The sequence below is a fragment of the Pseudomonas sp. GM84 genome, assembly GCF_000282535.1.
Taxonomy (GTDB): domain Bacteria; phylum Pseudomonadota; class Gammaproteobacteria; order Pseudomonadales; family Pseudomonadaceae; genus Aquipseudomonas.
This window is the reverse complement of record NZ_AKJC01000365.1, coordinates 1-11,470: the sequence shown is the minus strand read 5'-3', so window position 1 is coordinate 11,470 and position 11,470 is coordinate 1. Positions and strand designations below refer to the sequence as shown.

Annotated in this window: 12 protein-coding genes; 8 read left to right on the top strand and 4 right to left on the bottom strand. The window is 63.3% G+C overall.

The window, feature by feature from the left end; translation table 11 throughout:
- Positions 1–145: 145 nt before the first annotated feature.
- The gene (locus PMI38_RS25825) at positions 146–1,144 is read right to left on the bottom strand and encodes an AraC family transcriptional regulator (RefSeq protein ID WP_008100977.1); all 999 of its coding nucleotides are present in this window, start codon (positions 1,142–1,144) and stop codon (positions 146–148) included.
- A gap of 111 nt (positions 1,145–1,255) precedes the next feature.
- Between PMI38_RS25825 and PMI38_RS25820 the strand changes: the two genes are divergently transcribed.
- The 5 genes from PMI38_RS25820 (at position 1,256) to PMI38_RS25800 (ending at position 6,203) form a co-directional block, all read left to right on the top strand.
- The gene (locus tag PMI38_RS25820) at positions 1,256–1,651 is read left to right on the top strand and encodes a carboxymuconolactone decarboxylase family protein (RefSeq protein WP_008100974.1); all 396 of its coding nucleotides are present in this window, start codon (positions 1,256–1,258) and stop codon (positions 1,649–1,651) included.
- 51 nt (positions 1,652–1,702) lie between these two features.
- The gene (locus PMI38_RS25815; RefSeq protein WP_008100972.1) at positions 1,703–2,770 is read left to right on the top strand and encodes a 3-keto-5-aminohexanoate cleavage protein; all 1,068 of its coding nucleotides are present in this window, start codon (positions 1,703–1,705) and stop codon (positions 2,768–2,770) included.
- 108 nt (positions 2,771–2,878) lie between these two features.
- The gene (locus tag PMI38_RS25810; RefSeq protein ID WP_008100969.1) at positions 2,879–4,204 is read left to right on the top strand and encodes an MFS transporter; all 1,326 of its coding nucleotides are present in this window, start codon (positions 2,879–2,881) and stop codon (positions 4,202–4,204) included.
- An 11-nt stretch (positions 4,205–4,215) separates the two neighbouring features.
- Entirely contained in the window at positions 4,216–5,151 is a 936-nt protein-coding gene (locus PMI38_RS25805; protein ID WP_008100967.1) for a 3-keto-5-aminohexanoate cleavage protein, read from the top strand.
- A 32-nt stretch (positions 5,152–5,183) separates the two neighbouring features.
- The gene (locus tag PMI38_RS25800; RefSeq protein ID WP_008100966.1) at positions 5,184–6,203 is read left to right on the top strand and encodes an AraC family transcriptional regulator; all 1,020 of its coding nucleotides are present in this window, start codon (positions 5,184–5,186) and stop codon (positions 6,201–6,203) included.
- A gap of 36 nt (positions 6,204–6,239) precedes the next feature.
- Here PMI38_RS25800 and PMI38_RS25795 read toward each other — a convergent pair whose 3' ends face one another.
- Together PMI38_RS25795 and PMI38_RS25790 are read right to left on the bottom strand one after the other, a co-directional pair.
- Positions 6,240–7,088, bottom strand: coding sequence for a TauD/TfdA dioxygenase family protein (locus tag PMI38_RS25795; RefSeq protein WP_008100964.1), 849 nt, complete (start codon positions 7,086–7,088; stop codon positions 6,240–6,242).
- A gap of 14 nt (positions 7,089–7,102) precedes the next feature.
- On the bottom strand, positions 7,103–8,083 hold the full coding sequence (locus PMI38_RS25790) for a quinone oxidoreductase family protein (RefSeq protein WP_008100962.1): 981 nt from the start codon (positions 8,081–8,083) through the stop codon (positions 7,103–7,105).
- Positions 8,084–8,336: 253 nt separating this feature from the next.
- On the opposite strand from PMI38_RS25790, the gene PMI38_RS25785 reads away from it, so the two are divergent.
- On the top strand, positions 8,337–9,062 hold the full coding sequence (locus PMI38_RS25785; protein ID WP_008100961.1) for a hypothetical protein: 726 nt from the start codon (positions 8,337–8,339) through the stop codon (positions 9,060–9,062).
- Positions 9,063–9,251: 189 nt separating this feature from the next.
- Here PMI38_RS25785 and cynR read toward each other — a convergent pair whose 3' ends face one another.
- On the bottom strand, positions 9,252–10,163 hold the full coding sequence (cynR, locus tag PMI38_RS25780; RefSeq protein WP_008100959.1) for a transcriptional regulator CynR: 912 nt from the start codon (positions 10,161–10,163) through the stop codon (positions 9,252–9,254).
- A gap of 112 nt (positions 10,164–10,275) precedes the next feature.
- On the opposite strand from cynR, the gene PMI38_RS25775 reads away from it, so the two are divergent.
- Both PMI38_RS25775 and cynS read left to right on the top strand, forming a co-directional pair.
- Complete coding sequence (locus PMI38_RS25775) at positions 10,276–10,935, top strand: carbonic anhydrase (protein WP_008100957.1); 660 nt, start codon at positions 10,276–10,278, stop codon at positions 10,933–10,935.
- A 26-nt stretch (positions 10,936–10,961) separates the two neighbouring features.
- Positions 10,962–11,432 (top strand): cyanase, encoded by a 471-nt coding sequence (gene cynS, locus PMI38_RS25770; RefSeq protein ID WP_008100954.1) that lies wholly within the window; start codon positions 10,962–10,964, stop codon positions 11,430–11,432.
- The last annotated feature ends 38 nt before the right edge of the window (positions 11,433–11,470 follow it).

Sequence of the window (11,470 nt, the reverse complement as noted above, 5' to 3'; positions counted from 1 at the left end):
CCGCGAACACCGGCGAAGCCGGTGCCATGCTCCGCGCTGCCTGTTTCGCGGGACAAGCCCGCTCCCACAGATACTGCGCTGGTTTGAAGTCCTGCAAAAATCCATGTGGGAGCCGGCTTGCCGGCGATAGGGCCAGTACAGGCACTTAACCCACATGCACCTTGCGCCAGGCCCTGGGGCTGCACCCAAACCGCTGGCTGAACCAACGCGAAAACGCACTCAGGCATGAGAACCCGAGCAACTCGGCAATCTCGCTGTGCGAATGCCGCGAATCACGCAAATGCCTGACCACCTGTTCCTGGCGCACCTGGTCCAGGATCGAGCTGAAACTCTCCCCATGCCGCAACAGCCGCCGGTGCACCGTGCGCCGGTCGACGCCCAGTTGCTCCGCCACCTGTTCCACCGACAAGCGCCCCGTCAGCAGTAGCTGCCACACCAGGCGCCGCACCGTATCCACCATCGTTTCACTGACCGCCCCCCGGGCTTCCAGCTCCCGGCGCACAGAGCGCGCCGCCGCCGGGTCGCTGCCGGGCAGCGGCGCATCCAGCTCGGCAGAACGGCAGACAATGCCGTCGACCACGCTGTTGAACTGCACACGGGGGCCGAACAGCCGCAAATGAGTCGAGCGGTCCTGTGGCGCGCGGTGCCGGAAGCACACCGATCGTGGTTGCCACTGTTCACCGAGCAAGGTCTTGAGGGTGCGGTAAGTGACCCCGATCATCAGGTCGACCGACTGGCGGGCGGGCAGTTGCTGGTGGGTGATCTGCTCACCGCGAATCACCGCGATGCCGTCGCGCTCCTCGATCAGGATCAGGAAGCCTTCATTGTGCAGGTGCAGGTAGCGCTGCAGCGTGTCCAGCGCCATGCGCAGGGTGCTTTCCTGGCGCATCACCTGGGCCAGCGGCCCGAGGTTGGACAGCTGGCGCTGCTCGGCCATGCGCAGGCCGAAGTCTTCCACGCCGGCCTGGCCGGCCGAGTTTTCCAGCAGGTGCCAGACCCCGTCGACGCTGATCTTGAAATCGCTGCGCTCAAGGCACGCCGGATCAAGTTGCACCGCCCGCAACTGGGCGATCGGGTCCAGCCCGCAGGCGCGGGCGACCTCGGCGTAGTGGGTGAGGCAAGCGCTGACAACCATGTTGGCCATGCGGGGGTCACGTCCCTGAAAGTGTCGGTCTGGATGTCCCGAAAGGTTAAATATCGCCTGGCCTGTTTTAGCAGACTTAAGGGGTGTCGACAAACGCCAAGGAGATGCCTGATGAACGCCTCGCTCACCGAAGACAAGATGTCCGCCACCCCGACCCTCGACCACCTGCGTGCCAGCGGCGGGATGAACCCGGCCTGGGACAGTTTCGTCAACCTCGATCCGCAATGGGCCGAGCAATTCCTGCACACCGCGGCGCTGCCGGTAAAGCGCGGCCTGATCGACCCCAAGACCTACGAGTTCCTCGCCATCGCGGTGAACGCGTCCTGCACGCACATGTACAGCCCCGGTGTGCGCAGGCATACCCGCAATGCCCTGAAGCTTGGCGCGACCCCTGAGGAAATCCTCGCGGTGCTGCAGTCGGTCGCCATGCTCGGGATCCACACCTGCAGCCTCGGAGCACCGATTCTGCTGGAAGAAATGGCCAAGCTTGCCGCTGAAGCCGACTAAGCCGTCGGTCTGCACCGACACACCTTTGATAATGACAACAAGGAACACCCCATGAACTTCCTCGATGGCCACCTGTTCACCGAAAACCAGCAGCCGCTGATCATCACCGCGGCGCCCTATGCCCCCTCCTGGGTGCCGTCCGACTTCCCCGAGGACATTCCGGTGACCATGGCCGAGCAGGTACAGAAAGCCGTGGACTGCTACAACGCCGGTGCCACCGTGCTTCACCTGCATGTGCGCGAACTCGATGGCAAGGGCTCCAAGCGCCTGTCCAAGTTCAACGAGCTGATTGCCGGCGTGCGTGAAGCCGTGCCGGAGATGATCATCCAGGTAGGCGGCTCGATCAGTTTCGCCCCCGAAACCGAAGGCGCCGCGGCCAAATGGCTGAGCGACGACACCCGCCACATGCTGGCCGAACTCGATCCCAAGCCGGATCAGGTCACCGTCACGGTCAACACCTCGCAGATGAACGTGGTCGAGCACTGGGGCTACCAGGACGTGCGCGGTACCTCGATGGAAGACCCGGCGGTCTACGAGGCCTACAAGGAAATGACCGTGCCGGCGCAGCCGGGCTGGGTCGAGGAGCACGTCCGTCGCCTGAGCGCCGCCGGCATCCAGAGCGCCTTCCAGTGCTACAACCTGAACAGCTTCGAGTCGGTCGAGCGCCTGATGCGCCGTGGCATCTACAAAGGCCCGCTGGTGATGAACTGGGTGGCCATCGGCGGTGGCATGGATGTGCCGAACATCTACAGCCTGGCGAACATCGTGCGGGCCGTGCCGGACGGCGCGGTGCTCACCGTGGAAAGCTCGATGCGCAACGTGCTGCCGGTCAACATGATGGGCATCGCCATGGGCCTGCACGTGCGCTGCGGCATCGAGGACAACCTGTGGAACCAGTCCCAGACCGAGAAGATGTCCACGGTCCAGCAGATCGAGCAGCTGGTGCGCATTTCGCGTGAATTCGGCCGTCCGATCGCCACCGCCAAACAGGCCCGTGAAATCAGCAAGATCGGCGTGTTCTACGACACCGTCGAAGAAAGCCTGCAGGCCAATGGCTTCGCGCCAAACCGCAACGGTGGCCAGCAGGGCTTCCTGCACAAGACCGCTGCTGCCGTCTAAGCCACTGCACGCCTGACGTGCACCCCGCAGGGCGGTCGGCCACCGCACGGCCGCCCTGCAGGCTACAAGCTCGATTCACAACAACAATAAAATCGATGAGGTTGCAGCATGGCCGCCTATCACCCGTGCGCTGAAGATGGTACCGACACCTCTGCAGGCATACCCAGGCGCTATGCCTGGATTGTCTTTGCCCTGACCTTTGGCCTGCTGATCTCCGATTACATGTCGCGGCAAGTACTCAATGCCGTGTTCCCGCTGCTCAAGGGCGAATGGGCGCTGTCCGATGGCCAGCTGGGGCTGCTCAGCGGCATCGTGGCGCTGATGGTCGGCCTGTTGACCTTTCCGTTGTCGCTGTTGGCCGACCGTTTCGGCCGGGTCCGCAGCCTGGTGCTGATGGCCATGCTGTGGAGCCTGGCGACCCTGGGTTGTGCACTGGCCGAGAACTACCAGCAGATGCTGGTCGCACGCTTTCTGGTGGGCGTTGGCGAGGCTGCCTACGGCAGCGTCGGCGGGGCCGTGGTGATGTCGGTGTTCCCGCGCCACATGCGCGCTACCTTGCAAGGTTCGTTCATGGCCGGGGGCATGTTCGGCTCGGTGCTGGGCATCGCCCTGGGCGGCGCCATCGCGCAGCAGTTCGGCTGGCGCTGGGCGTTTGCCGTCATCGCACTGTTGGGCCTGGTGCTGGCGGTGGTGTACCCGGCCATCGTCAAGGAAGCGCTGGTCTCGCCCAAGCGTCTGGCTGCCCTGGCCGACAAGGCCAACGGCGCGGCGCAGCGCCCGCTGCGCACGCTGTATGCCACCCGCTCGGTGCTGTGCGCCTACGTGGGCAGTGGTCTGCAGTTGTTCGTCGGGGGCACGGTGATCGTCTGGATGCCCAGCTACCTCAACCGTTACTACGCCATGAGCACTGACCAGGCCGGCAGTGTGTCGGCGATCATCCTGCTGTGCGGGGCGGTCGGCATCATCCTGTGCGGCATGCTCTGCGATCGTCTGTCGCGCACCCGGGTGGACCGGCAGGTCAGCCTGAGCGTCGCCTACTGCCTGGGCAGTTGCCTGTTGCTGTCGCTGGCGTTCGCCTTGCCACACGGCTTGGCGCAACTGGTGTTGATCTGCCTGGGGATGATGGTCGCGGCAGGCACCAATGGCCCGACCAGCGCCATTGTCGGCAACCTCACCCACGCGTCGGTGCATGGCACCGCACTGGCCACCCTGACCCTGGCCAACAACCTGCTCGGCCTTGCCAGCGGGCCGCTGATCACCGGCAAGGTGTCCGACCACATCGGGCTGGATGCCGCCATGCAACTGGTGCCGCTGATCAGCCTGGCGTCGGCAGCGGTGCTGCTTTACGCCAAGCGTCATTACAACAACGACATGGTGCATTCGCGCCTTGTGGCAACGGGCTTGCCCCGCGAATCCGGCCAACCCATCAGCTGATTGGAGACCCCATGGCTGCCAAGCAAAACAAAGTCATCGTCACCTGTGCCGTTACAGGTTCGATCCATACCCCCTCGATGTCGCCCTACCTGCCGGTGACCGCCGCAGAGATCGAAGAGGCCGCGGTAAGCGCGGCAGAGGCGGGCGCGGCCATCGTGCACCTGCACGCGCGCGATCCGAACACCGGTCAACCTTCGCAGGACCCGCGCCTGTTCATGGAGTTCCTGCCGCAGATCAAAGCGCGCTCGGACGTGGTGATCAACCTCACCACCGGTGGCGCGCCGAACATGCTGGTGGAGGAACGCCTGCAGCCGGCGCTGCAGCTCAAGCCTGAGGTGGCATCGCTGAACATGGGCTCGATCAACTTCGGCCTGTACCCCATGCTCGATCGCTTCAAGGACTTCCAGCACCCTTGGGAGCAGCCGTACCTGGAAGGCTCGCGGGACCGGGTGTTCCGCAACACCTTCAGCGACATCCAGTACATCCTGGAGTCCTGCGCAGACAACGGCACGCGCTTTGAAATCGAATGCTATGACATCGGCCACCTGTACACCGCCGCGCACTTCCTCGACCGCGGCATCGTCAAAGGGCCGCTGCTGATCCAGTCGGTGTTCGGCCTGCTCGGCGGCATCGGCGCGCACCCCGAGGATGTGCTGCACATGAAGCGCACGGCCGACCGCCTGTTCGGCGACGACTACTACTGGTCGGTGCTGGGCGCGGGCAAGCACCAGATGCCGCTGGCCACCCAGGCCGCGACCATGGGCGGCAACGTGCGGGTCGGCCTTGAAGACTCGCTGTGGGACGGGCCGGGCGTGCTGTCGCGCAGCAATGCCGACCAGGTCAAGCGTGTGGTGTCGATCCTCAAGTCGCTGAACCTCGAAGTGGCCAGCCCCGACGAGGCGCGGCAGATGCTCAAGCTCAAGGGAGCCGACCAGGTCGGTTTCTGACAACCTGCTCGCCAGCCTGAGGAGGCCATTGCATGACCCTGCTGATCCGGGCTGGCGCCCTGACCCATTACCTGGAAGTCTGCCAGCGGCTCGGGGTGGATCCCGTGCCGTTACTGGCTGACGTCGGCCTGAGCAAAGCCCAGTTGCAGCACGCCGAGCACCGCCTGTGCGGTGAGGCGGCGGTGCGTCTGCTGGAAAACAGCGCGGCCGCCAGCGGCTGCCAGACCTTCGGCCTGAACATGGCCGTAGCGCGGCAGCTGTCGGACCTGGGCGCGGTCAGCCTGTTGCTGTGCCACCAGCGCTCGCTGCGCGATGCGCTGCAGGTGCTGCTGCATTACCGGCACCTGATGAATGACTCGGTGGCCATCCATCTGGACGAGGAGGGGGGCAAGGCGATCATTCGCCAGGACGTGCTCACCCGCGCCGCGATGCCCAGTCGCCAGGCCAACGAGTTGGCCATGGGCGTGCTGTTCCGGCTGTGCGCCACCTTGCTCGGCAAGCACTGGCGGCCGTACAGCGTCCATTTCAGCCACCCGGCACCGGCCAACCTGCAGCTGCATCGGCGTCTGTTCGGCTGCGAGCTGGTGTTTGGCAGCCACTTCAACGGCATTGTCTGCCCGGATGGCAACCTTGAGCTGAGCGGCGGCCAGGCGGACCCTGCGATGGCGCGCAACGCCCAGCGCTATGTGGTGCCGCTGCAGCAGGACGGCGGGCCGTTGCTGGTCGATGCCGTGCGCAAGGCGATTCGCCTGTGGCTGCCGGCGGGGCGCGCGACCATCGAGCACATCGCCCAGCTGCAGGGCATGAACGTGCGCACCCTGCAACGTCGGCTGGACGATCAGGGGCATGTGTTCAGTGGGTTGATCGGCGAAGCACGCCGCGATCTGGTCCTGCGCTACCTGGGCAACTCCAACTACCCCTTGCAACGCATTGCCGTGCTGCTGGGCTTCTCGGTGCCAACGTCCTTTACCCGTTGGTTCATCAGCCAGTTCGGCATGCCGCCTGCGTCGTGGCGAAAAAAAAACGGCAGACTGCTGGCACAGCTGCCGTAAAAGACCCGGTGCCAAGGGCACCGGGCGTGCGATCGATCAGTAAGGCTTGTCGCCGATGATGCCGGCGCGGTTCATCTTGCGGTGGCAGGGCGGATAGTCCATGACCGCGTAGTGCTGGGTGCTGCGGTTGTCCCAGATGGCGATGCTGTTGGGTTTCCAGCGCCAGCGCACCTGATACTCAGGGATCGTCGCCTGGCTGATCAGGTAGCGCAGCAGGTCGGCACCCCCGGGGTTGAAGTCCTGGCCGAAGCGCACCCGCTCGGGCGTGTGGTAGTTGCTGAAGTGGGTGGTGAAGCTGTTGACGAACAGCACCTTCTCACCGGTTTCCGGGTGAATGCGCACCACCGGGTGCTCAGCGTCCGGGTAACGCTCCTTGAGGGCCAGGCGTTTTTCGATCGGCATGGCCGCGCCGAAACTGGCCTCGATACTGTGCCGGGCACGCAGGCCTTCGATCTTGGCTTTGACATCCGTTGGCAGGCGATCGTAGGCCACGACCATGTTCGCCCACACGGTGTCGCCGCCCACGGGCGGGCATTCCAGGCAGCGCAGCACCGCGCCCATCGAAGGGTTTTCGCGCCAGGTGGTGTCGGTGTGCCAGGCATTCTCGTAGCGGTCCACCGGGGTTTCCGGCGACTTGTGGATCTGCACCAGGCCCGGGTAGTCGGGGTGGCTGCCGACCACCGGGTGGTCCTCCAGCTCGCCGAAGCGACGGGCGAACGCTACATGCTCGGCGTGGCTGATGTCCTGGTTGCGCAGGAACAGCACGCGGTGCTTGAGCAGTTGCTGGCGAACTTCGGCGAACAGCCCATCGTCATGGATGGCGTCGGCCAGGTTCAGGCCGACCAGTTCCGCACCGATGGTGCAGGTCAATTGTTCGACTTGCATGATGTGGCCCGCCCTTAGATGCAGAAGATCGATGAGCCGGTGGTCACGCGTGCCTCCAGGTCACGGTGGGCTTGCACGGCATCCTTGAGCTCGTACTGCTGGTTGATCTCGATCTTGATGCGCCCGCTGCCCACGTGGTCGAACAGCTCGCCGGCCAGGGCGGCTTTCTCGGCCGGGTCGGCGATGTAGTCGGCCAGGGCAGGGCGGGTCACGAACAGCGAACCCTTCATTGCCAGGATCTGCGGATCGAACGGTTCGATGGTTCCTGAGGCGGTGCCCACGCAGACCATCAGGCCGCGGCGCTTGAGCGAGTCGAGCGAGCTCATGAAGGTGTTGCGGCCAACGCTGTCGAACACCACGTTGACGCCCGCGCCGTCGGTCAGCTCGCGCACGCGCTTGGCGACGTCTTCGTGGCTGTAGTTGATGGTGTGCGCGCAGCCATGGGCGCGGGCGAGCTCGGCCTTGGCGTCGGTGGACACGGTGCCGATCACGTTCAGGCCGAGCAGCTTGGCCCATTGCGAGACGATCAGGCCGACACCGCCGGCGGCGGCGTGCAGCAGGATGGTGTCGCCCGCCTTGAAGTCATAGATGCGGCGCAGCAGGTAGGACGACGTCAGCCCGCGCATGGTCATGGCTGCAGCGGTTTCGCAGCTGATGTTTTCGGGCAGCTTGATCAGGGGCGCGGCGGGGATGATGCGCTCGGTGCTGTAGGCGCCGAGGGTATTGATGAAGCCGGTGTAGGTCACACGGTCGCCGACCGCGACGTTGGTCACGCCCTGGCCCAGCGCCACGACCACACCCGCTGCCTCGACGCCGATGCCGTTGGGCATGGGGATCGGGTAGGTGCCGTTGCGGAAATAGGTGTCGGCGTAGTTCAGGCCAACGGCCATATGACGAAGTAGTACTTCTCCCGGGCCAGGTTCACCGACTTCGACGTCTTCGTAGCGAAGGACTTCAGGGGCACCGGTTTCGTAGAAGCGTACGGCTTTGGCCATGAGTGTGTTCTCCAGTCTGCATTGTTGTTGTGAGCGTCAGGACACGCTGGAACAGACTGTAGGCCGCGGGGGCAGGCGGTGCTTCACATCGGGTGACAGGGGGCTGTCTTTTCATGACAGGTGGAACGCTGACATCAATCAGCGCCATACACCCATGCCGGATTCGGTCCGTTCGGCACTGACGTTGACGGTGCCGCCACGTATGCTCGGAGCGGTCACTGTAATAAAAAAGACTTCGAGGGAATGAGTCACCATGAAACTGGCAGAGTGGGCAGAGATCCAGGAAATCTACAAACGCAGCCGTCGGCAACCGAACAAGCGCTTGTTCAAGTGGGCGAATGCACGCAGGTTGTGGCCGATGTGGGCAGCATTCGCATCGACACTGTTGCTGGTGGCCTTTGCGCTGTGGGCCATGATCCACCCGGCGCTGTTGCCGTATGCCTACATGGCGCTGCTGCCCTGGGGGCTCGCGCTCTACTTCACGCGCCTGAAGGGACTGCGGACGATGCATGCGCAGGCGTTCGACGACCATGTGATCGATCGGCAGTCGTTCCACCACCGGGAAAGCACCCTCTGTTACGCCTTTTTCCTGGAGAGCCTGCGCAAGCAAGGCTACACGGCTGCAAAGGCCCGTGAGCTGTCAGCGTATTCAGACCTTGTCGGCAAGCCTGCAAGGCCACCGTTGTCGCAGAACCTGGGTTTCGCATCGCTCGTGGCCTTCATGATTGCCATCAGCACAGAGCTCATCAAGAGCGCGGAAGTGTTCACCAGCCAAGGGTTGGCAGTCGTGATAATCGGCGTTGTCGCCTTGTTCATCTATTGGCTGGTGCTCGATGGCATTTACAGCGGGGCTTATCAGAAGGCGTGGATAAAACGCTATCTGGACATGGCGGCCTGGGACCTGGCGCATTCGCCGGCGTGTGAGGACGAAGTAGCACAGTCCCGTGGGAGCGGGCTTGTCCCGCGAACATGGGCGTAGCCCGTGCCAGGCTTCTTCAGTGTCTGGGCTGGCCTCTTCGCGGGGCAAGCCCGCTCCCACAGGACAACACATGACTCACAGAGTTGGCAGGGCCCATGTGGGAGCCGGCTTGCCGGCGATGAGGCCAGCACTGGCAACAGCACTTTGGACAGGTGCAGCGATGGGGCGATAGCAGCCAATCGCGCCCTTCTACATCAGCTGAGCGGAGCAGCCTGGCGCCTCAAGTTGCTTGGCCACTTTCATCGCCAGTTCGACAAAGGCCCTCGCTGCAGCCGTTTGGTAAACCCCTTTTCGTTGCATCAGAACAGCAGTGCGTTGCAAGCGCTGCTGGTCTAGCTCGATAGCGACCAACTGCTCGTGAGCCAGGGCGATGGTGGCCGGCAACAAGGTCGAGAGCGTCGTCCTGCTGACCACTTCGATAAGCGCACTGATGGTATTGGCTTCCACTTGTACGTGAGGGCGAATGTCGTGCTGGCGGCAGTAGCTGTCGATCTGCTCACGCGTGGCGAATTCGGCGCTCAAGAGTATCAACGATTCTGAGTTCAACGCCTCCAGGCCAATACTGCCCGTCGTGGCCAGAGGATGTTGCTTGCCGACCACCAGCGCGAGGGTTTCGACCAGTAGCGCCTGGGCCTCCAGGTCCAGATGATGGCCGTTGTCGAACGCAATGCCCACATCAACCTCGTCGGCCAACAACAGTTCTTCCATCGCCTCTTGAGCGATCTCTCGCACCACCAGCGTGATGTTCGGGTACCGGCTATGGAACGCGGCAACCAGCGGGCCAACGAGGTAGCTGGTGAATGTCGGTGTTACCCCCACCCGAAGTGATCCGCGGCTCAGATCGCCGAGGTCATCAATGGCTCGTTTTGCCTCCTGCAGTTCCTGCGCGGCTCGCTTGGCATAGCGCAGGTACACCTCGCCGGCATCCGTCAATCGCGTGGTTCTGCCTGAGCGATCGAACAACGGTGTGCCGAGACTCTCTTCCAGCTGCCGGACCTGCTGCGACAAAGCCGGTTGAGACACATGCAAGGCCGCTGCGGCGCGCGTGAAACTGAGATGGTTTGCCACTGCGATGAAGTACTGAATGTGCCGGGCAAGCATGGGTGTACCTATAAGATTATCTGATCAACCTTATCATAAATCAGACTTTTACCTTATTCAAAGCGCTGCGTAACCTTTGCTTCAACACATCGCGTCACTCAAGGAGTCAGCCATGAAAGACATCATCGACGGGTTTCTGAAGTTCCAGAAAGACGCCTATCCCGAGCGCGTCAAACTGTTCAAGGACCTGGCCAGCCAGCAGAGCCCACGTGCCCTGTTCATCTCATGCTCCGACAGCCGCCTTGTGCCGGAGCTGGTCACCCAGCGCGAACCCGGCGACCTGTTCGTCATCCGCAATGCGGGCAACATCGTGCCGTCCTACGGGCCCGAGCCTGGAGGCGTATCGGCCTCGGTCGAATACGCCGTGGCGGCCTTGCAGGTTTCCGACATCGTCATCTGCGGCCACTCCGATTGCGGTGCCATGACGGCCATCGCCACCTGCAAATGCCTGGACCACATGCCCGCAGTGGCTGGCTGGCTGCGCTACGCCGATTCCGCCCGAGTGGTAAACGAAGCCCGCAACCATTTCGGCCCGCAGGCCAAGGTCGAAGCCATGGTGCGCGAAAACGTGATCGCCCAGCTTGCCAACATCCAGACTCACCCCTCGGTGCGCCTGGCCCTGGAAGAAGGCCGCGTGACATTACATGGCTGGATCTACGACATCGAAAGCGGGCTGATCGACGCCTTCGATGGCAGTACCGGCACATTCGTATCCCTCGCCGACAACCCCGAAGTGCACGCCGTTTCCCATCAACCCAAGCGCGTTGCCTGAACATCTTTCAACCAAGGAGAAACACCATGATCCAATCGCAAATCAGCCAGAACGCCCGCCTTGCCCTGAGCGAAGTCATCCTTTTGGCCAAAGCCCGCAAAGACCTGTCGTTCGCCCAGATCACCGAAGGCACCGGCTTGTCCGAAGCGTTCGTCACCGCAGCACTGTTGGGCCAGCACCCGTTGCCGGCGAGCGCCGCCCAGGTGGTGGGTGACAAGCTCGGCCTCGACGCGGACGGCATCGCGCTGCTGCAGACCGTGCCACTGCGCGGCAGCATCCAGAATGGTGTCCCGACCGACCCGACCATCTACCGCTTCTACGAGATGTTGCAGGTGTACGGCACCACCTTGAAAGCGCTGGTCCATGAAAAGTTCGGCGACGGCATCATCAGTGCCATCAATTTCAAGCTGGACATCAAGAAAGTCGAAGACCCCGAGGGTGGCTCGCGCGCGGTGATCACTCTGGATGGCAAATACCTGCCCACCAAACCGTTCTGATTTGACTGCAACACATGGGCTCGGCCGCACTGGCGGCC